This is a genomic window from Azospirillaceae bacterium, from assembly GCA_028283825.1.
GTDB lineage: Bacteria > Pseudomonadota > Alphaproteobacteria > Azospirillales > Azospirillaceae > Nitrospirillum.
The window spans coordinates 2510030-2536530 of the sequence record JAPWJW010000003.1; the positions used below are offsets into that span (position 1 = coordinate 2510030).

A 26501-nucleotide genomic window follows, 5' to 3' on the forward strand; every position below is an offset into this window, starting at 1 on the left:
CGGCCGGGGCGTGCGGCGCGAACTGGCTAGGTGCCAAGTGAGTGCAAACTATCGGGGAGGGCGGTACCCTGCCAACCCCCCGTTTCGATCATCCCCTGTCGGGGGCGAAACCCCCACGGAATGGTCACGGGCGCTTCACCGCGCCCAGCGCCAGGGCTGGCCGGCCTGCTGCTGCGCCTCGAACGCGTCGATGCTGGAAACCTGCTGCAGGGTCAGGCCGATGTCGTCCAGGCCGTTCAGCAGGCAATGGCGGCGGAACGCCTCCACATCAAAGGCCACCGACTCGCCGTCCGGGGTGGTGATGACCTGCTTTTCCAAATCCACGGTGAAGGTGGCGTTGGCACCCTTCTCGGCCTCGGCCATCAGGCGGTTCACCACGTCCTGCGGCAGGGCGATGGGCAGGATGCCGTTCTTGAAGCAGTTGTTGAAGAAGATGTCGGCGAAGCTGGGCGCGATCACGCAGCGGATGCCATAGTCCAGCAGGGCCCAGGGCGCATGCTCACGGGATGAGCCGCAGCCGAAATTGTCACCGGCCACCAGGATGCTGGCCTTGCGGTAGGCCGGCTTGTTCAGGACGAAGTCCGCCCGGTCGCTGCCATCGTCGTTGAACCGGAGGGAGGAGAACAGGCCGCTGCCCAGACCGGTGCGCTTGATGGTCTTCAGGTACCGCGCCGGGATGATCATGTCCGTGTCGATGTTCTGGATCGGCAGGGGGGCGGCGACGCCGGTCAGGATGGTGAACTTGTCCATGTGTCTCGTCCGGTGACTTCGATTCAAGAGAAGGCTGCCCCTTTCTGCCACAAGGGCCTTGGGCGCAACAACCGTCCGCGCGGTCACGGGAACGCGCGCCAGCCCCCACCGAAACGCAAGGGAAGTACGGCGGCGGCCCATTTTCCGAACTTATATTGCGCGAAATAGGACAAGAGCGGCCCGCCGCAGGGGTGCGTTGAGGCTCCGTCGGTTGCCCGAAACGGTGCGTTTCGATAAGAGGAAGCACCGTTTCCTCTTTTAAGAATTCCGGTTGCCGTCATGACTGAAGGTCCCCTGTCCGTCTATCGCGCCCGGCGCGGCACCGGCACCCTGAAGGCGGATCCCGCCCAGGAACTGGCGGCGGAAAAACTGCAAAGCCTGTGGCACGCGCTGAAGGACTATCGCCCGGCTTTGGGCCAGGGCGGCTGGCGCGCCCGCTTCGGCCTGACCCGGCGGCCCGACCCGGCCCCCCAGGGCCTGTACGTCTATGGCGATGTCGGCCGGGGCAAGTCCATGATCATGGACCTGTTCTATGAGACGGCGCCGGTGCTGCGCCGCCGCCGCGTCCACTTCCACGCCTTCATGCAGGAGGTGCACCAGGCGCTGCACGGCCTGCGCCAGCGCCCGGACATGAAGAAGGGCGGCCCCGACGACTCGCTGCCCGAACTGGCCCGCCAGATCGCCGACCAGGCCTGGCTGCTGTGCTTCGACGAATTCCACGTCACCGACATCGCCGACGCCATGATCCTGGGCCGGCTGTTCACCCACCTGTTCGACCTGGGCGTGGTGGTGGTGGCGACCAGCAACTGGGCGCCCGATGACCTCTACAAGAACGGCCTGCAGCGGGAGCTGTTCCTGCCGTTCATCGCCCTGCTGAAGGAAAAGCTGGACGTCCTGCACCTGGAAGGGGCGCGGGATTACCGCCTGGCCCGCATCCGCGGCCGGCAGGTCTATTTCGACCCGCTGGGGCCGGCGGCCACGGCGGAACTGGAAAAGACCTTCCGCGACCTGACGGACGCGGAACCAACCGCCAGCCACCTGATCGTCCAGGGCCGCACCCTGCCGGTGCCCCGCCAGGCCAAGGGTGTGGCCTGGTTCACCTTTGATGAGCTGTGCCGCCAGCCGCTGGGGGCCGGCGATTACCTGGCCATCGCCACCCACTATCACACCGTGCTGCTGGACGGCGTGCCCATGCTGGACCCCAGCTTGCGCAACGAGGCCAAGCGCCTGATGACCTTCATCGACGCTTTGTACGAGCATAAGGTCCACCTGATCATGGCGGCGGAGGCGGCACCGGGCCAGCTGTACCCCGAGGGCGCGCACGCCTTTGAATTCCAGCGCACCGTCAGCCGCCTGATGGAAATGCAGGCGGAGGACTATCTGGCGTCCGGCCATCTCACCTGACATTTAGCCTAACGTTTAGCCTATACCCCGCGTGGGGCACTTGAGTTCACCGTTGGCTGTCCGACATGGTAGCCTGTAGTGACGTTCGCCGCGCCCCCGGGGGAACCCTTGCCTTCGCCCACCTCGTCCAGCCACAGGCCCGCGATCGATTATGAAACCGCCAAGACGGTGGCCGCCGGCGGCGATGTGGACGCGCGCGTGCATCTGGCCGACAGCGCGGATACCCGGCCCGAATTGCTTTATTACCTGGCGGATGATGACGATGCCCGGGTGCGGGGGGCGGTGGTGACCAACGCCATGACCCCGGTGCGTGCCTATGGTCGCCTGGCGCGCGACCCCAGCGACAACGTGCGCGCCCTGCTGGCGGAAAAGCTGGCCCGCCTGTTGCCCGACCTGTCGCGGCCGGAGGTGGGGGCGATGCGCGACGTCGCCTATGCCGCGCTGGAACTGCTGGCGGCGGATCAGGTCATCCGCGTGCGCACCGCCCTGTCCAGCGCGCTGTCCGACGTGGAATGCGCCCCGCCCAAGCTGGCGGTGAAGCTGGCCCGCGACGTGGCGCGCGACGTGGCGGGGCCGGTGCTGCGCTGGTGCATGGCCCTGCCGGATGAGGAACTGCTGGACATCCTGTCCCGCCGGCCGGAGCCTTGGGTGGTGGAGGCGGTGGCCGGCCGGCGCACCGTGTCGCGCAGCGTGGGCGACGCCGTCGTGGCGGTGGGCGATCACGAATCCTGGGCTACCCTGGCCGGCAACCCCGGCGCCGACCTGTCGCCCAAGGCCCGCCGCCTGCTGACGGAAAGGGGCCATACGCCCATCGGCGGGGCGGGCGAGGGCGAGGCCGTTACCAATGCTGCCGACTCCACAGCACCCGGGACCACACCCGCCGGTCCGGCGGAGGTGACGCAGCGCCTGGCCAGCATGCTGGAGGGCGCGCTGCGCGATGGCCTGGTGGGGCAGGCGGGCCTGGACAAGGCGGGGGTCGATGCGGTGGTGCAGGCGGCGGCGCGCCGGCTGGACTGGGCCGCCGGGTACGGCCGCAAGGAAGGGCCGGAGGACAAGGCCGCGCGGCTGGCGGCATCGGGCGGCCTGAATGAGGATGTAGTGTGCGATGCGCTCAGCTGGGGCGACCGGGAATTCGCCCAGGCCGCCGTGGCCCTGATGGCGCGGGTGCCGACGGATGTCGTGCGCCGCATCCTGTCGACCCAAAGTCCCCGCGCCGTGACGGCGCTGGCCTGGCGGGCGGGCTTCACCATGCGCGGTGCCCGTACGCTGCAGGCCCGTGGCGCCGGCATCGCCCCGCGCAAGCTGCTGAACGCCCGCCTGGGCACCGACTACCCGCTGAGCGAGGTGGAAATGCAGTGGCACCTGGAGATGTTCGACATCTTTTCCGCCTGACGCCTCCGTACGAGATTTCGACTCAATGCCGATCAGGCCGGCGACCGCCGGCCCCGGAGTGAGCACCGCAGGGCTTCACTGAGGATAGCCAAGCTGCCGGATGGCCGCGCCCGGCGATTGAGGGGGCGGTACAGCGCCTTTTCGCGTTTGCAGCAGGCGTCAGTTGCATCCGCGAAAGCTAAGACCCGGCAAACGGTTCCCGACCATGCCTTTTCCGGGGTGCCTGCCATGGCCGTGACGCGCGCCTTTTCCCGCACGGGGTGCCTTGCCCGACGCCCGGAATCGGGCTAATCAGCCCGTCGCGGGTTCCCTCGTTCCTCGGGCCCCGAAGGCCGGGCGCCCTGGCGCCTGGGAACCGCACGGCGAGTTTTTCGCGACCCCCGCCCATCTCGTGGCCCGGGTCCGCAATCCGTTGTTGCGCCTTTTCATTTCAACCCAAAGTTCGAGGAACCCAACCATGGCACGCAAGAAGATCGCGCTGGTCGGCGCCGGCCAGATCGGCGGCACCCTGGCTCTGTTGGCCGGCCTGAAGGAGCTTGGCGACATCGTCCTGTTCGACATTCCCGATTTCGAGGGTGTGGCGAAGGGCAAGGCGCTGGACATCGCTGAAGCCGCCCCCGTGGAAGGGTTCGACGCCAGCCTGACCGGCGCGTCCGATTACGCCGACATCGCCGGCGCCGATGTGGTGATCGTCACCGCCGGCGTGCCGCGCAAGCCGGGCATGAGCCGCGACGACCTGGTCGGCATCAACGCCAAGGTGATCAAGGCCGTCGGCGCCGGCCTGAAGGCCCACGCCCCGAACGCCTTCGTCATCGTCATCACCAACCCGCTGGACGCCATGGTCGGCCTGATGCAGCAGGTCACCGGCTTCGACCCCGCCAAGGTGGTCGGCATGGCCGGCGTGCTGGACAGCGCCCGTTTCCGCCACTTCCTGGCCGATGAGTTCAAGGTCTCGGTCGAGGACGTCACCGCCTTCGTGCTGGGCGGCCACGGCGACACCATGGTCCCGTCCGTGCGTTACTCCACCGTCGCCGGCATTCCGCTGCCCGACCTGGTGAAGATGGGCTGGACCACGCAGGAGAAGCTGGACCAGATCGTGCAGCGCACCCGCGATGGTGGTGCTGAGATCGTGGCCCTGCTGAAGACCGGTTCCGCCTTCTACGCCCCGGCCGCCTCCGCCATCGCCATGGCCGAGAGCTACCTGCGCGACAAGAAGCGCGTCCTGCCTTGCGCCGCCAAGCTGACCGGCCAGTACGGCGTGGACGGCCTGTACATCGGCGTGCCGGTGATCATCGGCGCCGGTGGTGTCGAGAAGATCATCGAGATCGAGCTGAACGCCGAGGAAAAGGCCAACTTCGAGAAGTCGGTCGCCGCGGTGCAGCAGCTGGTCGACGTGACCGCCAAGGTCGCCGGCTGATCGATCGCTTTCCGGCTCAACCGGAGGTATGGCCCCGCCCGCCCGTCGGCGCGGGGCCATTGTCCGCCTGGGGCCGGGAAGTGGGTGTGCGCCGCACACCTCCTGTCACTTTACGCGGTTGATCGGTCCGGCATTGCTCACTACAGTGCCCGCGGCGCGGGGTTGGCCCCGCGATCGGCCGCGATCTTTCCGAGGCCGTTTCCCAACCGGAAGCGGGCGATCCCCCGAATGAATATTCATGAATACCAGGCCAAGGGCCTGCTGAAGAAATACGGCGTTGCGGTACCCCGCGGCGGCGTTGCCTACACCCCTGAAGAGGCCGCGAAGGTGGCCGGCGACCTGGGCGGCCCCGTGTGGGTCGTGAAGTCCCAGATCCACGCCGGTGGCCGTGGCGCCGGGCGCTTCAAGGACAATCCGGAAGGCAAGGGCGGCGTCCGCGTCGTGAAGTCCGTCGATGACGTGACGTCCAACGCCAAGGAAATGCTGGGCCACGTGCTGGTGACCAAGCAGACCGGTCCGGAAGGCAAGGAGGTCAAGCGCCTCTATGTCGAGGAAGGCTGCGACATCAAGCGCGAGCTGTACCTGTCCCTGCTGCTGGACCGCGCCTCTTCCCGCGTCACCGTGATGGCCTCGACCGAGGGCGGCATGGAGATCGAGGAAGTGGCCCACAGCCACCCCGAGAAGATCGTCAAGGTCGCCATCGATCCGGTCAGCGGCCTGCAGGGCTTCCACGCCCGCCAGATCGCCTTCGGCCTGAAGCTGGAAGGCAAGCAGGTCAACGCCGCGGTGAAGTTCCTGACCGCCATGTACAAGGCGTTCGTGGATCTGGACGCCTCGCAGGTCGAGATCAACCCGCTGGTCGTGACCGGTGCGGGTGACATCATCGCCCTCGACGCCAAGATGAACTTCGACGACAACGCCCTCTACCGTCACAAGGACATCGAAGAGCTCCGTGACGAGAGCGAGGAAGAGGCGTCGGAGACCGAGGCCACGAAGCACGGCCTGAACTATGTGAAGCTGGATGGCAACATCGGCTGCATGGTCAACGGTGCCGGCCTGGCGATGGCCACCATGGACATCATCAAGTTGTACGGCGGCGAACCGGCTAACTTCCTGGATGTCGGCGGCGGCGCCACCCGTGAACGCGTCACCACCGCGTTCAAGCTCATCCTGTCCGACCCGAATGTCGAAGGCATCCTGGTCAACATCTTCGGCGGCATCATGCGCTGCGACGTCATCGCCGAAGGCGTGGTGGCGGCGGCCCGTGAGGTCAGCCTGCACGTCCCGCTGGTCGTCCGGCTGGAAGGCACGAACGTCGAGCTGGGCAAGAAGATCCTGGCCGAGTCCGGCCTGCCCATCCTGTCCGCCGACAATCTGGCCGACGCTGCTGAAAAGATCGTCAAGGCCGTGAAGGAGGCCGCGTAATCATGGCCGTGTTGGTTGACAAGAACACCAAGGTGATCTGCCAGGGCTTTACCGGCGCGCAGGGCACCTTCCATTCCGAACAGGCCATCGCCTACGGCACCAAGATGGTCGGCGGCGTGACGCCCGGCAAGGGCGGCACCACCCACCTCGACCTGCCGGTGTTCGACACCGTGGCCGAGGCCGTGCACACGACCGGCGCCAACGCCTCGGTCATCTACGTGCCGCCGCCCTTCGCGGCCGACGCCATCCTGGAAGCCATCGACGCGGAAATCCCGCTGGTGGTCTGCATCACCGAAGGCATCCCGGTGCTGGACATGGTGACGGTGAAGCGCGCCCTGGTGGGTTCCAAGACCCGCCTGATCGGGCCGAACTGCCCCGGCGTCATCACCCCGGATGAGTGCAAGATCGGCATCATGCCGGGCCACATCCACAAGCGTGGCAAGATCGGTATCGTCAGCCGTTCCGGCACCCTGACCTATGAGGCCGTGGCGCAGACCACCGCGGCCGGCCTGGGTCAGACCACCTGCATCGGCATCGGCGGCGACCCGGTCAACGGCACCAACTTCGTGGACAGCCTTCAGCTGTTCCTCGATGACCCGGAGACCGAGGGCATCATCATGATCGGTGAAATCGGCGGTTCGGCGGAAGTCGATGGCGCCGAGTTCATCCGCGACAGCAAGACGAAGAAGCCGGTCGTCGGTTTCATCGCCGGCCGCACGGCCCCTCCGGGCCGCCGCATGGGCCACGCTGGCGCCGTGATCTCCGGCGGCAACGACACCGCCGACTTCAAGGTGGAGGCGCTGCGCGCCGCCGGCATCCATGTCGCCGACAGCCCGGCCAGCCTGGGCTCCACCATGCTGAAGGCCTTCAAGGGCTGAGGCGTGGCGGCGGGGATGTTTCCCTGAGTGTTTGAAAGCGGCGGTTCCCGGCGACGGGGGCCGCCGTTTTCTTTTGGGGCAGGTCTCAACGCCCCGATATCGACCTCCCATCCGGCGCGATATGGCTGCGTCGTTTTTCCATGGCTGGCATGTCAGGCTTGCCCCCGCTTTGTCGCTTGACCCGCCGGGACGCTGGTGCCACCTCACTATTGACGCCCAGTACCACATTTTTTGATGCCGGGCGCCGGCGTCCGTGATGATCGCCATGCGAGAGACCGCGCAACATTAAGTTCACTTCGGCAACGGCAGTGCCGGATTCGTTGCGTAAACTGGGCCTTTCCCATGCGTGGTAGGCGTTTTCCTGGCAACGGCCCCCGCGCCGTCGCATATTGAAGGCGCTGGTATCATGGCGTAAAAGAACGCGAATTTCGGTCCATCGGGACGCCCCACTTGAATGCGGGCGCCCTATCCCTCCCAGATCAAGCGCAGAGCGCCATGGTAACCGATCAAAGCTCCCTGTTCTTCGCCGGCAACGCGACCTTCATCGCCGAGCTTCACGCCCGTTACCTGCAGGACCCGGCCTCCGTCGATCCTTCGTGGGGTAGTTTCTTCGCCGGCATCGATGACGATGCCCGCGCGGTCCTAGGCGAAATCAAGGGGGCGAGCTGGGCGCCCAACAAGGGCGCCGTCATCGGCGTGCCCGATCCCGACGCCAAGCCCGCCGCCCCGGCCAAGGGTGCGAAGGGCGCCAATGGCGCCGCCGCCCCGGCCGCCAATGGCGCCGCGGTCGCCGGTGGCATCACCCCGGAACAGCTGCGCCAGGCGCAGCTGGACAGCATCCGCGCCCTGATGATGATCCGCGCCTACCGTGTGCGCGGCCACCTGCTGGCCAAGCTGGACCCGCTGGGCCTGGAGAAGCGCGGCGAGCATCCGGAGCTGGACCCCAAGACCTACGGCTTCACCGATGCCGACCTGGACCGTCCGGTCTTCATCAACAACGTGCTGGGGATGGAGACGGCTACCGTCCGCCAGATCCTGGACGCCGTGCGCCGCACCTATTGCGGCCACATCGGCGTGGAGTTCATGCACATCCAGGATCCGGACCAGAAGGCCTGGATCCAGGAACGCATCGAAGGCATCCGCAACCAGACCGACTTCACGGTCGAGGGCAAGAAGGCCATCCTGCAGCGGCTGACGGCCGCCGAGGGCTTCGAGCGCTTCCTGCAGCTGAAGTACACCGGCACCAAGCGCTTCGGTCTTGAGGGCGGCGAGGTCTGGGTCCCGGCCATCGAACAGATCCTGAAGCGCGGCGGTCAGCTGGGCCTGAAGGAACTGGTGATCGGCATGGCCCACCGCGGCCGGCTGAACGTGCTGGCCAACGTGATGAACAAGCCGTTCAAGGCCATCTTCTCGGAATTTCAGGGCAACGCCGCCAATCCGGAGGACGTGCAGGGCTCGGGCGACGTGAAGTACCACCTGGGCACTTCCGCCGACCGCGACTTCGACGGCAACACCATCCACCTGTCGCTGACGGCCAACCCGTCGCACCTGGAAGTGGTCAACCCGGTCGTTTGCGGCAAGGTCCGCGCCAAGCAGGTTCAGCGCTCCACCATGCCGCCGTCCGATGAGGCGCGCGCCGAGGTCATCGGCCTGCTGCTGCACGGCGACGCCGCCTTCGCCGGCCAGGGCCTGGTGCCCGAGACGTTGCTGCTGTCCGAACTGAAGGGCTACCGCACCGGCGGCATCATCCACATCATCACCAACAACCAGATCGGCTTCACCACCGCGCCGCAGTACGCCCGTTCCGGCCCGTACCCGACGGAAGTGGCGAAGGCCATCCAGGCGCCGATCTTCCACGTCAATGGCGACGATCCCGAGGCCGTGATCCACGTCACGCGCATCGCGGTGGAATTCCGCCAGAAGTTCCTGAAGGACGTGGTGCTGGACATCGTCTGCTACCGCCGCCAGGGCCACAACGAAGGCGACGAGCCGGCGTTCACCCAGCCGCTGATGTACAAGGCGATCCGCAACCACCCCACCACCCGTGAGCTGTACGCCAAGCAGCTGGTGGCCGAGGGCGTGATCACGGCCGAGGGCGCCGACGACGTCGTCAAGGACTTCCACAAGGCGATGGACGCGGAGTTCGAGGCCTCCACCACCTACAAGCCGAACAAGGCCGACTGGCTGGAAGGCAAGTGGCAGGGCCTGAGCGCCGCCAAGAACGACGACCGCAAGGGCAAGACCGCCGCGTCCGACGACCTGCTGCAGGAAGTGGGCAAGGCCATCTCCGCCGTGCCGGAAGGCGTGGACGTGAATGCCAAGGTGGTGCGCCAGTTGAAGGCGAAACAGGAAATGTTCGCCACCGGCAAGGGCCTGGACTGGGCCACGGCCGAGGCGCTGGCCTTCGGCACCCTGCTGGTCGAAGGCGTGCCCGTGCGCCTGTCGGGTCAGGACGTGGGCCGTGGCACCTTCTCGCACCGCCACTGCGTGCTGGTCGATCAGACCACCGAGGCCAAGTACGTGCCGCTGGACCATATCCGCGCCGACCAGGCCCGGTTCGAAGTGCACGACAGCCCCCTGTCGGAGGCCGCCGTGCTGGGCTTCGAATACGGCTTCACCCTGGCGGAGCCGCACGCCCTGGTCCTGTGGGAAGCGCAGTTCGGCGACTTCGTCAACGGCGCCCAGGCCATCATCGACCAGTTCATCAGCTCGGGCGAAAGCAAGTGGCTGCGCATGTCCGGCCTGACCATGCTGCTGCCGCACGGCTATGAAGGCCAGGGTCCGGAGCACAGCTCCGCCCGTCTGGAGCGTTTCCTGCAGCTGTCCGGCGAGGACAACTGGCAGATCGTGAACTGCACCACGCCGGCCAACTACTACCATGTGCTGCGTCGGCAGGTTAACCGCGAGTTCCGCAAGCCGCTGGTGGTCTTCAGCCCCAAGTCGCTGCTGCGCCACAAGTCCTGCGTCAGCGACCTGGCCATGTTCACCGGCAGCGAGTCGTTCCACCGCGTCCTCTACGAAGACGGTGTGGATCTGGTCGAGCCGACGAAGATCCGCCGCGTCGTCATCTGCTCCGGCAAGGTCTATTACGACCTGGCGCAGGAGCGTGACAGCCGGGGCATCAAGGACATCGCCATCCTGCGTCTGGAACAGCTGTACCCGTTCCCCGACGACGCGCTGAAGATCGAACTGGCCAAGTACCCCAACGCCGATGTGGTGTGGTGCCAGGAAGAGCCGGCCAACATGGGCGCCTGGTCCTTCGTTGATCGCCGCATCGAGGGCGTGCTGAAGAGCCTGAACCACAAGGCGGGCCGTCCGTCCTACGCCGGCCGTGCGGAGGCCGCTTCGCCGGCCGCCGGCCAGCTGAAGCGCCACAACCAGGAACTGGCCAAGTTCCTGGACGAGGCGCTGACGGTCTCCTGATCAAAGTGAATGCATTCCGGGGCCCGTTGCGGCCCCGGAATGATTTTGAGTAGAACGCTACTTCCTAAAACGAACCCTCTGTTAGAAACGAACCAAGGTCCCAAAACATGGCGACGGAAATCCTGGTGCCCACCCTCGGCGAGTCCGTGTCGGAAGCGACGGTCGCGCGGTGGCTGAAGAAGGTTGGCGACAGCGTCAAGGCGGATGAAACGCTGGTGGAGCTGGAGACCGACAAGGTCACCTTGGAAGTCAATGCCCCGGCCGCCGGCACGCTGGGTGAGATTCGCGCCGCCGAAGGCGACAACGTCGGTGTCAACGGCGTCCTGGGTGTGATCACCGAGGGTGGCGCCGCCGCGGCTGCCGCTCCGGCACCGGCCAAGACCGCCGCCCCGGCCCCGGTCGCCGCCCCGGCGCCCGTTGCTGCCCCCACTGCTGCCAACGGTTCGGCTGGCGTGATGCCCGCCGCCGCCAAGATCGCCGCCGACGCCGGCGTGGATCCGGCCGTCATCGCCGGCACCGGCAAGGACGGCCGCGTCACCAAGGGCGACGTGATCGACAGCCTGGCCGCCCCGAAGGCCGCGCCCGCCGCCGCCCCGGCGCCCATCGCCAAGGGCCCCGCTGGCCCGCGCGCCCGCGCCGACCGTGAAGAGCGCGTGCGGATGACCCGCCTGCGCCAGACCGTCGCCGCCCGCCTGAAGGACGCCCAGAACACCGCGGCCATGCTGACCACCTATAACGAGGTGGACATGACCAACGTGATGAAGCTGCGCGCCGAGCTGAAGGACCAGTTCGAGAAGAAGCACGGCGTGAAGCTGGGCTTCATGTCCTTCTTCGTGAAGGCGTGCCTGGTGGCCCTGAAGGAGCTGCCGGCCGTCAACGCGGAGATCGAAGGCACCGATCTGATCTACAAGAACTACTACGACATCGGTGTCGCCGTCGGCACGCCGACCGGCCTGGTGGTTCCCGTGGTGCGCGACGCCGACCAGATGGGCTTCGCCAAGATCGAGCAGTCGATCAATGAGCTGGGCAAGAAGGCCCGCGACGGCAAGCTGTCCATCGCGGACATGACCGGCGGCACCTTCACCATCTCCAACGGTGGTGTCTACGGCTCGCTGATGAGCTCGCCCATCCTGAACGCCCCGCAGTCGGGCATCCTGGGCATGCACAAGATCCAGGAGCGTCCGATGGTTGTCGGCGGCCAGATCGTCGTGCGCCCGATGATGTACCTGGCGCTGTCCTACGACCACCGCATCATCGACGGCCGCGAGGCCGTGACCTTCCTGGTGCGGGTCAAGGAATGCATCGAGAACCCGGAACGCATCCTGCTGGATGTCTGATCCGACGACGGGGGGCCTCTCGGCCCCCCGTTTGCTGACTGCCTGAAGCGTACGCGTCATCCACGCACTTTCCAGACATTGATACGCCGGCCTCACGGCTTCCGCCCCAAGACCATCTCCCCGGAGCGCAGCGACTATGCCCGTTGAGGGCGCCGCAGCGGCGGGGGAGCGGTAGCGGACCCGCGAGCGAGGATAAGCCAAGCGGGCGGATGCCCGCGCCCGGCGTCTGAGGGGACAGAGAACATGACCACCGATACCCAATTCGATCTCGTCGTCATCGGCAGCGGCCCCGGCGGCTATGTCGCGGCCATCCGCGCGGCCCAGTTGGGCATGAAGACGGCTTGCGTCGAGATGCGCAAGACGCTGGGCGGCACCTGCCTGAACGTGGGCTGCATCCCGTCCAAGGCCCTGCTGGTGGCGTCCGAGAAGTTCGAAGAGGCCAACCACAGCCTGGGCAACTTCGGCGTCAAGGTCTCGGGCGTGGAACTCGACCTGCCGACGATGATGAAGCACAAGGACGACGTGGTTAAGTCCAACGTCACCGGCGTGGAATTCCTGTTCAAGAAGAACAAGATCACCCGCTTCACCGGCAAGGGCAGCATCGCCGCCCCGGGCCAGGTGACGGTGACCAAGGAAGACGGCTCCACCGAGACCGTCACCGCCAAGAACATCCTGATCGCCACCGGCTCCGATGTCATGCCCCTGCCGGGCGTGACCATCGACGAGAAGCGCATCGTCTCCTCCACCGGCGCGCTGGAACTGGCAGGCGTGCCCAAGCGCCTGGTGGTCATCGGCGGCGGCGTCATCGGCCTGGAACTGGGTTCCGTCTGGCAGCGCCTGGGCTCGCAGGTCACCGTGGTGGAATTCCTGGACCGCATCCTGCCGACCATGGACGGCGAGATCTCCAAGCAGTCGCAGCGCATTCTGTCCAAGCAGGGCCTGTCCTTCAAGCTGTCGACCAAGGTCACCTCGGCCAAGGCGACGGACAAGGGCGTTACCCTGACGGTGGAGCCCGCCGCTGGCGGTGCGGCCGAGACCATCGAGGCCGACATCGTGCTGGTGGCCATCGGCCGCCGCCCCTACACCGAAGGCCTGGGCCTGGAGACGGTCGGTGTCGAGCTGGATGAGCGCAAGCGCGTCAAGACCGACCACCACTTCCGCACCAACGTGCCCGGCATCTGGGCCATCGGCGACGTCATCGCCGGCGCCATGCTGGCCCACAAGGCCGAGGAAGAGGGCGTGGTCTGCGCCGAGGTGATGGCGGGCCAGTCCGGCCACATCAACTACGACGCCATCCCGGGCGTGGTCTACACCTGGCCGGAGATCGCCTCCGTCGGCAAGACGGAAGAGCAGCTGAAGGCCGCCGGCGTGAACTACAAGGTCGGCAAGTTCCCCTTCACCGCCAACGGCCGCGCCCGCTCCATGCAGGCGACCGAGGGTTTCGTGAAGCTGCTGGCCGACGCCCACTCCGACAAGCTGCTGGGTGCCCACATCATCGGCGCCTCGGCGGGTGAGATGATCGAGGAGCTGGTGCTGGCCCTGGAATTCGGCGCCTCGTCGGAAGACATCGCCCGCAGCAGCCACGCCCACCCCACCCTGACCGAGGCCATCAAGGAAGCGGCCCTGGGCGTGCTGGGCCGCACCATCCACATGTGATTGGTTCCCTCAGGCGCCGGGCGCCGGCATCCGCCGGCTTGGGCTTCCTCAGTTTCCAGTCCGCTCCGCTCCCCGGAAACTTCCGGCGGACTAGGGGAGCGTCCTACAAGTTTTCCCGTTCGGGAGATACTGGAACGGCGCCGGGGCAACCTGGCGCCGTTTTCTTTTTGGGCGCCGGCTGGCACCATGCTGGGCAACCTCTCGCCGGATTTCTCCCGCCCATGCTCGACACGCCGTATTTTGATCCCGCCCTGCAGGGCTTCCTGCTGGGCGCCAGCCTGATTGTCGCCATCGGTGCCCAGAACGCCTTCGTCCTGCGCCAGGGTCTACTGCGCCAGCACGTACTGGCCGTCACCACGATTTGCTTCCTGTCGGACGCGCTGCTGATCTCCGCCGGTGTGGCCGGTCTGGGCAGCCTGATCCGTGAGGCGCCGATGCTGCTGCGGGTCATCACCCTGGGTGGGGCGGTGTTCCTGGCGGCCTACGGCATCCTGGCCTTCCGGCGCATGCTGCATCCCGGGCAGTTGCAGGTGGGGGCGGGAGCAGGGTTGCCGCTGGGCCGGGCGGTCGCCACCTGCCTGGGCCTGACCTTCCTGAACCCGCATGTCTACCTGGACACGGTCATGCTGCTGGGCGGCCTGTCCAGCCGCTTCGCCGGGCCGTTGCGCATTGCCTTCGGTGTCGGGGCGGCCACCGCATCCTGCCTGTGGTTCTACGGCCTGGGTTTTGGCGCCCGGCTGCTGGCGCCGCTGTTCGCCCGCCCGCTGGCCTGGCGCGTGCTGGACGGCATCATCGCCGCCGTGATGCTGGCCCTGGCCGCCAGCCTGGCTTACGAGGGCGTCACGGGTTTGTGAGGATGGCTCAGGACCAGGGGCCCTTGGGACCATCATTCGGCGGTGGCGGTGGCGGTGGCGGTGGTGGGGGCGGCGCTTCCGCGGGTGGTGGTGCGGACGGCGGCGATGGTTTCGGCCCCAGGCGGCGGCGGACATAGCGGGGCAGGAACAGCACCACCAGCACCGCCAGCAGAAAGACGAAATTCTGGCTGGTGATGCCGGACAGGATGTGGCGGAACAGGCCGCCCTTCACCAGCGTATCGCCGGCGATCAGGCCGCTGAGGCCCAGGGTCACCGACTGGTCGGCCAGGGGAACGTAGTCGCGATAGCCGCTGCCGGGGCTGAAACGCGCCATGGGCAGCAGGTTGGGCAAGCGTTGCTCAATGGCCGTCAGGTCGCTCATGCGGGCGGCGATGTCCATGCCCAGGGTGCCGCGCCGGCCCAGGATGCGGACGTGATAGTCTAGGCCGTCCACCGCGTCGCCACCGGCCTGGCGGCGCGTGGCCCAGATCAGCGTGTGGCTGGCGCCGTCATAGGCGGGCGGGCGGACCCAGCCGGCCAGGGCGCCAACGCCGTGGTCGTTCTCCCCCGACCGCAGCGCGTCCAGCAGGGCGTCCGGATCCAGTTGCCCGGCATCCATGTCGCTGACATGGCCCGTGCCATCGTAACTCAGCGCCACCAGCCAATCGGCGGCGGGGGCATCGTCTGTGGTGTCGTCCACCGGGACGATCAGGCCCAGCCCGGCGCCGCCCGCCACCGGGCGTCCCTGCCAATGGCGGCTGAGGAAGCCCGGCACGTCGCCGCTGGCCACATAGCGAAAGTCCGGCGCCAGGTTGAGGGTGACGGCCTTGTCGGCCAACGCAATCGGCGTGGTGTCCGACGCCCGCGCGCCGCCTGCCGCCAGGACCAGGAACCCCGCCAGAAGCAGGGCGGCGATCTTTCCGAGGTTCATGGTGTTCCTCAGGGCCGGCCGCCGCGCCGGGCGCGGGGGTGCGCGGTCTCATAGACCGCCAGCAATTGTTCGGCGTCGACGTCGGTGTAGCGCTGGGTGGTGGACAGGCTGGCATGGCCCAGCAGGTCCTGGATAGCGCGCAGGTCGGCGCCGCCGCCCAGCAGATGGGTGGCGAAGCTGTGGCGCAGGGCGTGGGGCGTGGCAGTGTCGGGCAGGCCCAGCAATTGCCGTAGCGTCTGCATGGCCAGGCGGGCCACGCGGTCGTTCAGCCGATCGCCGCGCACGCCCACGAACAGGGGGCCGCTTGCCACCAGGCCATGGGGACAGGCCGCGATATAGGCCGCCAGCGCCTGGCGCACGGCCGGCAGCACCGGCACGTCGCGCTGCTTGGACCCCTTGCCGGTCACGCGCAGGGTGTCGCTGTCCAGCGGTGCCTCACCCCGCATCAGGCGCAGGGCCTCATCCATGCGCAGGCCACAACCGTACAGCAGGGTGAACAGCGCGCGGTCGCGCAGGCCCACCCAGGGTGCTTCCGGGATATCCTGCGCCTCGGCCAGCAGGATGCCGGCGTCATCCACCGTCAGCGGGCGGGGGATGGGGCGCTTCACCTTGGGCGCGTTCAGCAGGCCGATGGCCGGGTTGTGCAGGCGGCCCGACCGGTCCAGCCAGCGGAACAGGTTGCGCACACCGGACACGGAGCGCGCCCGGCTGGCGGCGATGGCGCCCTCGCCGGCCCGCGCCGCCAGCCAGGCGCGGAAATCGCCCAGCTTGGCATCGGCCAAGTCGTTCAGGCTGGGCGCTCGGCCCTTATGCTCGGTCAGGAAGGACAGGAAGGCCGCCACGTCACCCTGGTAGGCCCGCAGCGTGTGGGGCGAGGCCGTCTTCTCCGACGTCAGCCACCGCCGCCAATCCTCCAGCGCCGCCGCCACGTCCGGCGCGCAGGAATATCCCAGGGCAGGAGGCTTGGTCATGGCACACACGCTCCAAACATCTTTTCAGTCCTTTCCCCTAGGCCGCGACTGCGGCCGCCGGAGCGTTTTGGGGAGCGAAGCGGACTGAAACGCGAGGACAAGCCAAGCGGGCGGATGCCCGCGCCCGGCGTTTGAGGGCGCACTTAAAGAGCCAACCAACCTCTAATGCACCGCTCCACCACCCGTGCCAGGAAACACAGCAGCTCGGTGCCCTGGCCGGCGTGGAACAGGTCGGCGTCGCGGGAGCCGAAGGCCAGCAGGCCGATCGGCGCCTCCGGCCCGATCTGCAGGCGCACCAGCGCTTCCGAACGGATGATGGGGGCGGCGGGGCCGTAGATTTCCGTCAGGCCCTGGATGTTGCCGCGCAGGATGACGTCGCGCTTGTTCAGCCAGCGATTGATGGCGCCGGCCTCCGCCAGTTGCAGGCCGGTGCGGTCATGGTGCAGGGCCAGGCGGCTGTCTTCGGGCTGTTCCACCACCAGGCAGGCCAGATCCAGGTCCAGCAGGACGGCCAGGTCGGTGGTGATGGTCTGGATGAGGTGTTCGAAGTTCTGCGCGTCCATCAGGAACAGGGCGGCGGCGTGCACCCGGCTCTGGTTGTTGATGTTGGCGCGGGCGGTCGCGATCAGCTCTTCCTGCTGGGCCGTCAGGTCGGCCACCTCGCGGCGCAGTTTCAGCAGCATGAAGTGCTGCAGATCCGCCACCCCGTTGCCACGGTCTTCCGCCGGTGGGACCAGGTGGTGGATCAGGTCGGGATGCTGTTGCAGGAAATCGGGGGTCTCGCGCAGGTATGTCGCGACATCCTCCGCGGTCAGGGCATCACCCAGGGCGCTGTGCGGCGTCTTGTTGCCCATGCTGTCTTCCCTTCCTGCCGTGGCCCGATTGCGGCGGGCGGCGGCCGTGGCCTGAAAACGCAACCGGCCCGCCCATCGCTGGGCGGGCCGGAAAGGCATCCGCTGGAACGCGAAGGGTATCAGCGGGTCGGCAGCGGCTGATCCAGGATAGTCTGCCCGGTCTTGGCCCAGTCCGCAACGAACTGCGCCAGGCCCTTGTCGGTCAGCACGTGGTTGAACAGCTGGCGGATGATGGACGGCGGCATGGTGGCCACGTGGGCGCCCATCTTGGCCGACTGGGTGACGTGGATGGGGTTGCGGATGCTGGCGACCAGGACCTCGGTGGTGAAGTCCGGGTACTGGTCATAGATGGTGACGATCTCTTCGATCAGGGCCAGCCCGTCCTGGCCGATGTCGTCCAGGCGGCCGACGAAGGGCGACACGAAGGTGGCGCCGGCCTTGGCGGCCAGGATGGCTTGGGCGGCGGAGAAGCACAGGGTCACGTTGACCATGGTGCCTTCCTGCGACAGGTGGTGGCAGACCTTCAGGCCGGCCTGGGTCAGGGGCACCTTCACCGCCACGTTGGGGGCGATCTTGGCCAGGTGCTTGCCTTCCTTCAGCATGGTCTCGAAGTCGGTCGAGGCGACCTCGGCGCTGACCGGGCCCTTCACCACGTCGCAGATCTCGGCGATCAGGTCGATGAAGCTGCTGTGACCGGACTTGGCGACCAGCGACGGGTTGGTGGTGACGCCGTCCAGCAGGCCGGTGGACGCCAGGTCGCGGATGTCGTTGATGTCGGCGGTATCGACGAAGAACTTCATGGGGGAAACCCTCAGGATCTGGATGGAACCGGGGCCCGCCCCGGGTTGGCCGGCACTCTAACCAAAGGCACCGTGCGGTGCACGGGCTGAAATGGCTAGGGCGGGGATAGGGGGCATGCGGGGATGGCGCACCGGTGGCCGTCGGTGGTAACAGCAATCCCCATGGATCTGTTGTCGGCAAGCGGGATTGAAACGGGGCCTCCGCCGGTGCGGCGGGTGCGCGTGCTGCTGCCCTTGCCGCTGGCCAGCCCGTACGACTACCGCGTGCCCGACGACATGGAACTGGAGGCCGGCGCCTATGTCGAGGTGCCGCTGGGCCCGCGCCATGTGTTCGGCGTGGTCTGGGCCGTGGGCGGCGATGAGGACGGCGTGCCGGCCAAGCGGCTGAAGACCGTCATCCGCCGCTTTGACCTGCCGCCCATGCCCGAGGTGTCGCGCCGCTTCATCGATTGGGTGGCGGCCTACACCCTGTCGTCCACCGGATCGGTGCTGCGCATGGCGGTCAGCGTCTCGGCGGCGCTGGAGGATCCCAAGCAGTTGCTGGCCTATCTGCCGTCAGGCGAGGCGCCGCCGCCCGGCTTCAAGATGACCGATGCCCGCCGCCGCGTCCTGGCGCTGATGGAGGCGGACGGGCCGCCCCGCACGCCGGCCGACCTGGCGCGCGACGCCGCCTGCGGCATCGGCGTCATCCGCGGCCTGGCGGAATCGGGGCTGCTGACGCCCATCGCCCTGCGCGCCCAGCCGCGTCCGCCGGTACCCGACGCCCATAAGCCGGGCCCCGACCTGTCGCCGGACCAGGCCCTGGCCGCCGACGTCCTGCGCGCGGCGGTGGACGCCCGCGCCTATTCCGCCACCCTGGTGGACGGGGTCACCGGCTCGGGCAAGACGGAGGTTTATTTCGAGGCCATCGCCGCCTGCCTGAAGCAGGGCCGGCAGGCGCTGGTGCTGCTGCCGGAGATCGCCCTGTCCAGCCAGTGGCTGGATCGCTTCGCCCGGCGTTTCGGCGTGCGGCCGGTGGAATGGCACTCGGAACTGGCCGGCGCCCACCGCCGCGCCGCCTGGCGGTCCATCGTCAATGGCGAGGCCACGGTGGTGGTGGGCGCGCGTTCCGCCCTGTTCCTGCCCTATCCCGATCTGGGCCTGATCGTGGTGGATGAGGAGCATGAGGCCGCCTTCAAGCAGGAGGACGGCGTCATCTACCATGCCCGCGACATGGCGGTGGCGCGGGCCTTCCTGGGGGGCATTCCCATCGCCCTGGTCTCCGCCACCCCGTCGCTGGAGACGTTGACCAACGCGGAGACGGGGCGCTACGCCCGCATCGACCTGCCGGCCCGCCACGGTGGCGCCAGCATGCCGGATGTGACGCTGATCGACCTGCGCCGACCGGACAGCCGCCCGCCCGCCCGCCATTGGCTGTCGCCCATCCTGACGGCCGCGATGACGGAGACGCTGGCGGCGGGGGAGCAGGGCATGCTGTTCCTGAACCGCCGGGGCTATGCGCCCCTGACCCTGTGCCGCACCTGCGGCCATCGCCTGCAATGCCCCAACTGCACCGCCTGGCTGGTGGAGCACCGCCTCAGCCGCCGGCTGCAATGCCACCATTGCGGCTATACCGACCGCCTGCCCGAGGTCTGCCCGTCGTGCGAGGCGGAACATTCCTTCGTCGCCTGCGGCCCCGGCGTGGAAAGGGTGGCGGAGGAGGTGGCGCAGCTGTTCCCCGACGCCCGCGTGGCGCTGATGACCAGCGACACGCTGGTGGGGCCGCAGGCCATCCAGACGGTGATCGACGAGGTGCGGGCGCACAAGGTGGACCTGCTGATCGGCACGCAGGTGATGGCCAAGGGCCACCATTTCCCCATGCTGACCCTGGTGGGGGTGGTGGATGGCGACCTGGGCCTGGGTGGCGGCGATCTGCGCGCGGCGGAGCGCACCTTCCAGATGCTGCACCAGGTGGCGGGCCGGGCGGGGCGCGAAAGCCGGCCGGGCCGCGTCTTCCTGCAAACCCACATGCCGGAACATCCGGTGATGCAGGCGCTGGCCATCCATGACCGCGACGCCTTCCTGGCGGCGGAGGCCGATGCCCGCCGCGCCATGGACCTGCCGCCCTACGGCCGGCTGGCGGCCCTGATCGTATCGGGCGAGGATGAGCGCCAGGTGGACAAGCTGGCCCGCGACCTGGCGCGGGTGGCCCCCCAGGGCGACGACGTCATGGTGCTGGGCCCGGCACCCGCCCCCCTGGCCCTGCTGCGCGGCCGGCACCGCCGCCGCCTGCTGCTGAAAACGGCGCGCGGGGTGGCGGTGCAGCCCCTGCTGCAAGCCTGGCTGGCGTCCCTGCCCATACCGGGGACGGTGCGGGTGCAGGTGGACGTGGATCCTTACAGCTTCATGTAGGCGGCGCGACGCTCAGCCAATAGGCATGGCGCATCACCAGCGGCTGGCCATCGGGCGCGCTCTGGGTGCTGAAGGACAGGGTGCCGCCCCGGCGGGCCAGGATCAGGCGCAACTTGACCCCCCGGCCGTTCTCCTCCCCCCGGCCCTCGGCTACCAGGGTGACGTCCGTCGGCCCCGGCCCCGACCGGTATTCAACGATGCGGTGGCAGTGGGCCGGGCCATCACCGGCGATGCACCAGACTCGCCGGCCGACATCCAGCGACCAGGTTTCCCGTGACCGCACGGTCTTGCCCGGCCCGTCGTCGAAGGTGAAGGTCAAGGCGGGCACGCGTCCGCCCGTGACCGATAGCCCCGTGGGCAGGATCACCCGGCGGTCGGTGCCATAGTCGCGATAATCCAGGGTGCCGGTCCAAGTGCCGGCCAAGGCGGCACCCAGGGCGGCGGCGTCCGCATGCTTGCGGGTGCGATGCGTGGTCGCGGCCGATGTCCAGTCGATCAGGATGGGGATCGCCGCGCTCCGGTGGTTGTCGCTGCCGGGTGCACTTGTCGGCGGGAAAAGGTCTGATCGGGTGAGGCGGAGGTCGGCCGGGTGCTTCCATTCGACGGCCCATCGGTCGGGGGAGCCGAAACCGGTAGGCCAGCATTCGCCCGGGCTGTCATCCCGGGTGGCGGCCAGGATCCGGGGGGCCGGCTGGCCGTTGACGGCGATGATTTCCGACCCGGGCGGCGGTGCCCCGGGCTGGTCGTCGCTGGAGATAACGATCATCCGGCCTTCCACCGCAGTGACACAGAAAGGCGGGCGGGGGGCAAGGGCGTCGGCTAGGGCGGGCCGGGCCGGGACGGATGCCAGGATAAGGGCGGTGAGAAAGTGGGGAACGCGCATCAGGGGCCTCAGGGTCCATGCGGCCGGCGTCGCCCGGCCTTGTGGCCCAGCTAGACGGCCTCGCCGCCGGCCGTCGCCTCATTCCCCGTAAATCCACCGTTTTCCGGATTTTGAGCCGCACGCCAGCCGCTGGGGCTCATGCCCGTGCGTTCGCGGAACACCCGGTTGAAGCTGGCCTTGGAGGCGAAGCCGCAATCCAGCGCCAGGGCCAGCATCTCGCCGGGCTCGGCCTGGCGCAGGCGGGCCTGGACCGCTTCCACCCGCAGGCCGTTGATCAGGCCGCTGAAGGTGCAGCCCAGGCCCTGGTTGATGGCGCGCGACAGATAAGTCTCGTTGGTGCCCAGGCGCTGCGCCACCTGGGGCAGGGTCAAGTCCGGTTCCCGCCACCAGCCTGCCTGGCGGATGGCGGCGCGCCAGCGGTCCGCCTGGACCGTCCAGTCGCGGTCGCGCGGGGGCTTTGGCGTACCGGTGATCGGGGGCGGGACGGCGCGGCCGGCCTGCCGCCAGCCCTCCAGGCCCAAGCCCAGGATGATGGCGGCGAACGCCAGGTACTGCGGGAAGCGGTCATGGTAACTGAGGGGGACCAGCAGGCTGTCGATCGCATCGAAAGCCACCGCCACCAACAGCCACAACGCCAGGGCCGCCAACAGGGTACGCAGCCAGGGGTGGCCGGGTTGGCGGAGCCGGAGGGCGGCCACCAGGTAGACGGCCAGCGACAGGGTGGCGGCCCAGGTCTGCACCGGGTCGATCCAGCGGACGTGGACGGTGTCGTTCCATCGCATCTTGGCCGCCAGCGGCAGGGCGAAGGCCCACAGGGTGTAGGCCAGGTTCAGGGCGGCGGGGGCGAAGTGCCAGGCCCAGCCGCGTGGCAGGTGCGGTGCCGCCAGCCGCCGTACATACAGGTAAAGCAGCGGCCCGGTGGCCAGGCCCAGGTTGAAGGGGGCGAAGGATAGCCAGGGATAGATGTCGTAAAAGCCGGCGTAACCCAGGACGTAGGGCATCAGGCGCAGCACCGCCACGCCCAGCAGGGCCGCCAGCAGGCGGTTGGCGGTGCGGTTGCCGGGGGCGGCCAGCAGCAGCAGGGCCACCAGCGCGCCGAAGCCGGCCGCCATGCCCAACATCGTACTCCAGGGACCGAAGCGGATCATGGCGCCTCCGCCGGACAATCTAGGGGCGAACGCGCCTCATCAGAAGCGCATTCGGCTACAAATCCGCCCGCCATGAACGGCGGCCATGGACGCGGCGTCCCCGGCTGCCCTACGGTCGCCACGATCGGCGTCATAGTGTCGCTGGTACGAAATTCCCAACCCGGCGGCCCTTTGAGGTGCCGCCCAAGCATCGGAAGAAATGAGGGCCATCATGAAGCGCTCTTCCCGTCTCATCGCCGCCGCCGCGACCGCCGTCGTGGCTTTGGGCGCCACCGTTCCCGCCTGGGCGGAGCCGCCGCCCTGGGCCGAGGCGTCGGGCTATCGTTATCATGACGACCGCCGTGGGGACGATCACCGGGGTGATGACCGCCGGTATGATGACCATCGGGGCGACGATCATTGGCGCGACGACCATCGCGGCCCGCCGGCCCATTACGTCGACCACCGCTCCGCCCACTATCGCCAGTTCTACGGCGCGGACGTGGGCATCGACGCCGGCCGCTGTGACCGTGGCGCCGTCGGCATCAACCTGGGCACGGTGGTGGGCGCCCTGCTGGGCGGCATCGCCGGATCGCAGTTCGGCCACGGCGGCGGCAAGGCGGCCATGACCGGCGCCGGCGTGCTGCTGGGCGCCCTGGCGGGCAACGCCGCCTTCAACCGCATGGACGACAGCGACCAGGGCTGCTTCGCCCAGACCATGGAAAAGGCGCCGGACGGCCAGCCCATCGTCTGGAACAACCCCGACAACGGCGCCCAGTACCAGATGACCCCGGTCAAGACCTGGGAGGAATCGCCCGACAACTACTGCCGCGAATACCAGAGCGTGGCCACCGTCGGCAGCCGCCCGCAGACGGTCACCGGCACCGCCTGCCGCCAGCCCGACGGCCAGTGGAAGATCGTGAACTGATACGCGTGGGCCTTCGTCGATGAGGGCGAAGGCCCATTTCGCTCATGCGAAGCCGTGCCGTTTCAGCCAGCGGCGATAGAGGTCCGGCCAGGGTTCGGCGGAGCGGCCCTCGATGCTGCGCAAGGCGAAGCCGTGGCCGCCCGATTCGAAGACATGCATTTCGGCCGCCACGTCCTGGCGGCGCAGGGCCTGGAACATGGCCAGGCTGTTGCCCACCGGCACGGCGCCGTCATCGGCGGCGTGGACCAGGAAGGTGGGGCAGGTGCCGGTGCGCACGTTCTGGTCCGGTGAATAGGCCGTCACCTGTTCCGGCGTGGGATGGGCGCCCAGCAGCTGTTGCTTCGACCCCGGGTGGGTCAACCCGTCCTGCATGGAGATGACCGGATAGGCCAGGCCGCCCAGTTGCGGGGCTGCCGGCAGGCTGTCGGCCCCGTCCACCGGGGCGTAGACGGGGGCGTCGTGGCGGGTGATCAGGCTGGCGGCCAGATGGCCGCCGGCGGAAAAGCCCAGGACGCCGATGCGGTTGCCATCCACCGACCACTCCCTGGCATTCTGCCGCAGCAGGCGCATGGCCCGCTGGGCGTCCTGCAACGGCGTGTCGGGTCCCCCCTTCCAGCCGGCGGCCGGCAGGCGGTAGGTCAGTACGGCGGCGTGCAGGCCGCTGCCCGACAGCCAGCGGGCGACGTCGTAGCCCTCCTTGTCGAACCAGACATCGACATAGCCGCCGCCGGGGATCACCAGCACGGTGCCGCGCGGGCCCGGACTGGTGCTGCGGAAAAAGGCCAGGCTGGGGCTGGCCACGGACTCGGCGGTGCGGTCGCTGGGGCCGCCGGCCGGGCCGTGGTCGATCACCAGGTCCTTCACCGTCAGGCCCTCGCCGCCCGGCGGGATGCCGGGCCACAGCGGCACGACCGCGTCCGGCGCCCTGCGCTGCCGGGATAGGCGCACGGCCTCCATCATGCCGGCGTCGTTGGCCGGGCCAACCGGGGCGGCCCCTTGCGCGGCGCCGGCCTCGCGGGTGCCCCGCAACAGGGCGGCGGTGGCCAGGGCCGCGGCGGCGATCCCCCGGCGGCTGATCTGGATGGTCATGTTTTCATTCTCCCTGATGGACGAGAATACCGGCGGCATGAAGCCCTGGCTCATGCCGCCGTAGGCTGCGACCGCAGCCGCCGCAGGTTTCCGGGGAGCGTCAGCGGACTGGAAACCGAGGAAGCCTAGCCGCCGGACGGCGGCGCCCGGCGCTTGAGGGAAAAAGGAAAACTCAGGTGCCGGCCACCGTCATGCCTTCCACCCGGACGGTGGGGCTGTCCACGCCGTGGCGGAATTCCAGGTTGTTGGCTGGCCGCAGGGTCAGGAACATGTCCTTCAGATTGCCGGCAATGGTGATCTCGGCCACCGGGTAGGCGATCCGGCCGTCCTCGATCCAGAAGCCGGAGGCGCCGCGGCTGTAGTCGCCGGTGATGCCGTTGACCCCACTACCCATGAGGGAGGTGACGTAGAAGCCGCTGCGGATGTCGGCCAGCAGTTCCTCCGGCGTCTCATCGCCCGGCGCCAGGTAGACGTTGGTGGCGCCGGGGCCGGGCGGGCCGCCGGTCCCGCGTGAGCCGTGGCCGGTGGAGGTCAGGCCCAGCTGACGGGCGGAGCGGCAGTCCAGCAGCCAGGTGGTCAGCACGCCGTTGTCGATCAGGTTGCGGCGCCGGCCCGGTTGGCCTTCCGCGTCGAAGGGTTTGGAGCGCAGGCCGCGCCGGATGTGTGGGTCGTCCACGATGGTGATGGTGGGGGCGAAGATGGTTTCGCCCATCTTTTCCTTCAGGAAGCTGGTGCCGCGCGCGATGGCGGCACCGGAGATGGCGCCCGTCAAATGGCCCACCAGCCCGCCGGCGACGCGCGGGTCGAACACCACGGGTACCGCCTGGGTCGCCACCTTGCGCGGGTTCAGGCGCGCCACCACGCGTTCACCGGCACGGCGCCCGATGGTGACAGGCGACTCCAGGTCACCGGCGTAGACGGTGGAGTGATAGTCGTAGTCCCGTTCCATGCCCGTGCCGCTGCCGGCCAGGACGGAAACGGACAAGCTGCGGCGGCTGACGCTGTAGCCGCCGGAAAAACCGTTGCTGGCCGCCAGTGTGACGGTGGAGCGTGACCAGCCGGCGTCCGCCCCTTCGGAATTGCTGACGCCGGGCACGGCCAGGGCCGTTTCCTCCAGCTCCGCGATCTGGGCCAGCAGGTCCTCCGCCACCGGTTCGGACGGGTCGCACAAATCCAGGTCGGGCCAGTCGCGGGCCAGGCTGTCGGGGTCGGCCAGGCCGCAATAGCCATCCTCCGGCACCAGCCGGGCCATGGCGACGGCACGTTCCGCCAGTTCCTTCAGCATCGCCGGGCTGCGGTCGGTGGAGGAGACGATGGCCTGGCGCTTGCCCACGAAGACGCGCAGGCCCAGATCGCCCGATTCGGCGCGTTGCACCTCCTCCGGCTTGCCCAGGCGCTGGCTCATCGACATGGACGCGCTGTCGACCAGCAGGGCGTCGGCGGCGTCGGCACCCGCCTTGCGCGCCAGGGTCAACAGGTCGTCCAGGATGCTGGCGGCGGTGGCGTCGGGGGGAAGGGGCGGCATGCGGCGCAGGCTCCGTCTTTCTTATCAGATGCGGAAATACTGTAGCGCTTGGGGTTAGCAGGATGCCAGCGGCGTGGGAACCCGGCCATTCGGCGACCGTCCCGGAGAAATGTTTCCCAACTGCAACCGGGCGGGCGATTGAAACGGATTGTTTCGCGGCGGGGCGGTCACCGACATGAGGTGGTTACGGGGCCGGCTCAAGATCGCCCGTGCCGATGCTGCGGGCCGCCCCGTTCGCCGCATCCGGCCGGTCCGGATCGAAGGCATGCCGGGGATCTGCCTCCCCCCGTCGATCCGGTGCCTTGCCGTCACCCCCGTGCCCCGGGGAACGGCGGAATGTCGTCCATCTACCCTTCGCAGGGCCGTGGGGCACCAACCCCCACGGCCCTACTTCTTTGCGTCCGGACATGATAGGACCACCGGGACGTGCTTGGGCGTTGACAATGCAATGCCCGCACGTACGCTG

Annotated in this window: 20 protein-coding genes; 11 read left to right on the plus strand and 9 right to left on the minus strand. The window is 68.5% G+C overall.

Annotation, left to right across the window (positions count from 1 at the left end):
- Positions 1-135 precede the first annotated feature (135 nt).
- On the minus strand, positions 136-750 hold the full coding sequence (leuD, locus tag PW843_23565) for a 3-isopropylmalate dehydratase small subunit (protein MDE1149543.1): 615 nt from the start codon (positions 748-750) through the stop codon (positions 136-138).
- 279 nt (positions 751-1029) lie between these two features.
- Between leuD and zapE the strand changes: the two genes are divergently transcribed.
- The 9 genes from zapE to PW843_23610 all read left to right on the plus strand — a co-directional run bounded on the left by zapE (position 1030) and on the right by PW843_23610 (position 14536).
- The gene (gene zapE, locus PW843_23570; protein MDE1149544.1) at positions 1030-2154 is read left to right on the plus strand and encodes a cell division protein ZapE; all 1125 of its coding nucleotides are present in this window, start codon (positions 1030-1032) and stop codon (positions 2152-2154) included.
- A gap of 108 nt (positions 2155-2262) precedes the next feature.
- The gene (locus PW843_23575) at positions 2263-3546 is read left to right on the plus strand and encodes a DUF2336 domain-containing protein (GenBank protein ID MDE1149545.1); all 1284 of its coding nucleotides are present in this window, start codon (positions 2263-2265) and stop codon (positions 3544-3546) included.
- A gap of 457 nt (positions 3547-4003) precedes the next feature.
- Positions 4004-4963, plus strand: a complete 960-nt coding sequence (gene mdh / locus PW843_23580; protein ID MDE1149546.1) for a malate dehydrogenase — start codon at positions 4004-4006, stop codon at positions 4961-4963.
- Positions 4964-5191: 228 nt separating this feature from the next.
- Positions 5192-6388, plus strand: coding sequence for an ADP-forming succinate--CoA ligase subunit beta (gene sucC, locus PW843_23585; protein MDE1149547.1), 1197 nt, complete (start codon positions 5192-5194; stop codon positions 6386-6388).
- 2 nt (positions 6389-6390) lie between these two features.
- On the plus strand, positions 6391-7266 hold the full coding sequence (gene sucD / locus PW843_23590) for a succinate--CoA ligase subunit alpha (GenBank protein MDE1149548.1): 876 nt from the start codon (positions 6391-6393) through the stop codon (positions 7264-7266).
- A gap of 495 nt (positions 7267-7761) precedes the next feature.
- On the plus strand, positions 7762-10689 hold the full coding sequence (locus tag PW843_23595; protein MDE1149549.1) for a 2-oxoglutarate dehydrogenase E1 component: 2928 nt from the start codon (positions 7762-7764) through the stop codon (positions 10687-10689).
- Between the two features lie 107 nt (positions 10690-10796).
- Positions 10797-12026: a 2-oxoglutarate dehydrogenase complex dihydrolipoyllysine-residue succinyltransferase gene (gene odhB, locus PW843_23600; protein MDE1149550.1), complete on the plus strand. Its 1230-nt coding sequence runs from the start codon at positions 10797-10799 to the stop codon at positions 12024-12026.
- A gap of 243 nt (positions 12027-12269) precedes the next feature.
- The gene (lpdA, locus tag PW843_23605; GenBank protein ID MDE1149551.1) at positions 12270-13682 is read left to right on the plus strand and encodes a dihydrolipoyl dehydrogenase; all 1413 of its coding nucleotides are present in this window, start codon (positions 12270-12272) and stop codon (positions 13680-13682) included.
- 221 nt (positions 13683-13903) lie between these two features.
- Positions 13904-14536, plus strand: a complete 633-nt coding sequence (locus PW843_23610; GenBank protein MDE1149552.1) for a LysE/ArgO family amino acid transporter — start codon at positions 13904-13906, stop codon at positions 14534-14536.
- A 7-nt stretch (positions 14537-14543) separates the two neighbouring features.
- Here the strand turns inward: PW843_23610 and PW843_23615 are convergent, their stop codons facing one another.
- The 4 genes from PW843_23615 to fsa form a co-directional block, all read right to left on the minus strand.
- Positions 14544-15467 (minus strand): DUF2167 domain-containing protein, encoded by a 924-nt coding sequence (locus tag PW843_23615; protein ID MDE1149553.1) that lies wholly within the window; start codon positions 15465-15467, stop codon positions 14544-14546.
- 8 nt (positions 15468-15475) lie between these two features.
- Positions 15476-16438, minus strand: a complete 963-nt coding sequence (locus PW843_23620; protein MDE1149554.1) for a tyrosine recombinase XerC — start codon at positions 16436-16438, stop codon at positions 15476-15478.
- A gap of 143 nt (positions 16439-16581) precedes the next feature.
- Positions 16582-17292 carry a DUF484 family protein gene (locus tag PW843_23625; GenBank protein MDE1149555.1) on the minus strand — a complete coding sequence of 237 codons (711 nt, stop codon included), beginning with the start codon at positions 17290-17292 and terminating at the stop codon, positions 16582-16584.
- A gap of 119 nt (positions 17293-17411) precedes the next feature.
- Positions 17412-18092 carry a fructose-6-phosphate aldolase gene (gene fsa / locus PW843_23630; GenBank protein ID MDE1149556.1) on the minus strand — a complete coding sequence of 227 codons (681 nt, stop codon included), beginning with the start codon at positions 18090-18092 and terminating at the stop codon, positions 17412-17414.
- A 162-nt stretch (positions 18093-18254) separates the two neighbouring features.
- Between fsa and PW843_23635 the strand changes: the two genes are divergently transcribed.
- The gene (locus tag PW843_23635; protein ID MDE1149557.1) at positions 18255-20483 is read left to right on the plus strand and encodes a primosomal protein N'; all 2229 of its coding nucleotides are present in this window, start codon (positions 18255-18257) and stop codon (positions 20481-20483) included.
- Here PW843_23635 and PW843_23640 read toward each other — a convergent pair.
- Both PW843_23640 and PW843_23645 read right to left on the minus strand, forming a co-directional pair.
- Positions 20476-21249 (minus strand): hypothetical protein, encoded by a 774-nt coding sequence (locus tag PW843_23640; GenBank protein ID MDE1149558.1) that lies wholly within the window; start codon positions 21247-21249, stop codon positions 20476-20478. The two genes, PW843_23635 and PW843_23640, sit on opposite strands and share 8 nt — an antisense overlap.
- Positions 21250-21416: 167 nt before the next feature.
- The gene (locus tag PW843_23645; protein ID MDE1149559.1) at positions 21417-22514 is read right to left on the minus strand and encodes an AraC family transcriptional regulator; all 1098 of its coding nucleotides are present in this window, start codon (positions 22512-22514) and stop codon (positions 21417-21419) included.
- A gap of 211 nt (positions 22515-22725) precedes the next feature.
- On the opposite strand from PW843_23645, the gene PW843_23650 reads away from it, so the two are divergent.
- Entirely contained in the window at positions 22726-23421 is a 696-nt protein-coding gene (locus PW843_23650; protein ID MDE1149560.1) for an RT0821/Lpp0805 family surface protein, read from the plus strand.
- Between the two features lie 42 nt (positions 23422-23463).
- Here PW843_23650 and PW843_23655 read toward each other — a convergent pair whose 3' ends face one another.
- On the minus strand, positions 23464-24510 hold the full coding sequence (locus PW843_23655) for an alpha/beta hydrolase (protein ID MDE1149561.1): 1047 nt from the start codon (positions 24508-24510) through the stop codon (positions 23464-23466).
- 172 nt (positions 24511-24682) lie between these two features.
- Positions 24683-26035 (minus strand): metallopeptidase TldD-related protein, encoded by a 1353-nt coding sequence (locus tag PW843_23660; protein MDE1149562.1) that lies wholly within the window; start codon positions 26033-26035, stop codon positions 24683-24685.
- Between the last annotated feature and the right edge of the window lie 466 nt (positions 26036-26501).

Coding starts and splice junctions, on each gene's coding strand:
- leuD (MDE1149543.1), bottom strand. CDS start 750: ATGGACAAGTTCACCATCCTGACCGGCGTCGCCGCCCCCCTGCCGATC.
- zapE (MDE1149544.1), top strand. CDS start 1,030: ATGACTGAAGGTCCCCTGTCCGTCTATCGCGCCCGGCGCGGCACCGGC.
- mdh (MDE1149546.1), top strand. CDS start 4,004: ATGGCACGCAAGAAGATCGCGCTGGTCGGCGCCGGCCAGATCGGCGGC.
- sucC (MDE1149547.1), top strand. CDS start 5,192: ATGAATATTCATGAATACCAGGCCAAGGGCCTGCTGAAGAAATACGGC.
- sucD (MDE1149548.1), top strand. CDS start 6,391: ATGGCCGTGTTGGTTGACAAGAACACCAAGGTGATCTGCCAGGGCTTT.
- PW843_23595 (MDE1149549.1), top strand. CDS start 7,762: ATGGTAACCGATCAAAGCTCCCTGTTCTTCGCCGGCAACGCGACCTTC.
- odhB (MDE1149550.1), top strand. CDS start 10,797: ATGGCGACGGAAATCCTGGTGCCCACCCTCGGCGAGTCCGTGTCGGAA.
- lpdA (MDE1149551.1), top strand. CDS start 12,270: ATGACCACCGATACCCAATTCGATCTCGTCGTCATCGGCAGCGGCCCC.
- PW843_23610 (MDE1149552.1), top strand. CDS start 13,904: ATGCTCGACACGCCGTATTTTGATCCCGCCCTGCAGGGCTTCCTGCTG.
- PW843_23615 (MDE1149553.1), bottom strand. CDS start 15,467: ATGAACCTCGGAAAGATCGCCGCCCTGCTTCTGGCGGGGTTCCTGGTC.
- PW843_23620 (MDE1149554.1), bottom strand. CDS start 16,438: ATGACCAAGCCTCCTGCCCTGGGATATTCCTGCGCGCCGGACGTGGCG.
- PW843_23625 (MDE1149555.1), bottom strand. CDS start 17,292: ATGGGCAACAAGACGCCGCACAGCGCCCTGGGTGATGCCCTGACCGCG.
- fsa (MDE1149556.1), bottom strand. CDS start 18,092: ATGAAGTTCTTCGTCGATACCGCCGACATCAACGACATCCGCGACCTG.
- PW843_23635 (MDE1149557.1), top strand. CDS start 18,255: ATGGATCTGTTGTCGGCAAGCGGGATTGAAACGGGGCCTCCGCCGGTG.
- PW843_23640 (MDE1149558.1), bottom strand. CDS start 21,249: ATGATCGTTATCTCCAGCGACGACCAGCCCGGGGCACCGCCGCCCGGG.
- PW843_23645 (MDE1149559.1), bottom strand. CDS start 22,514: ATGATCCGCTTCGGTCCCTGGAGTACGATGTTGGGCATGGCGGCCGGC.
- PW843_23650 (MDE1149560.1), top strand. CDS start 22,726: ATGAAGCGCTCTTCCCGTCTCATCGCCGCCGCCGCGACCGCCGTCGTG.
- PW843_23655 (MDE1149561.1), bottom strand. CDS start 24,510: ATGACCATCCAGATCAGCCGCCGGGGGATCGCCGCCGCGGCCCTGGCC.
- PW843_23660 (MDE1149562.1), bottom strand. CDS start 26,035: ATGCCGCCCCTTCCCCCCGACGCCACCGCCGCCAGCATCCTGGACGAC.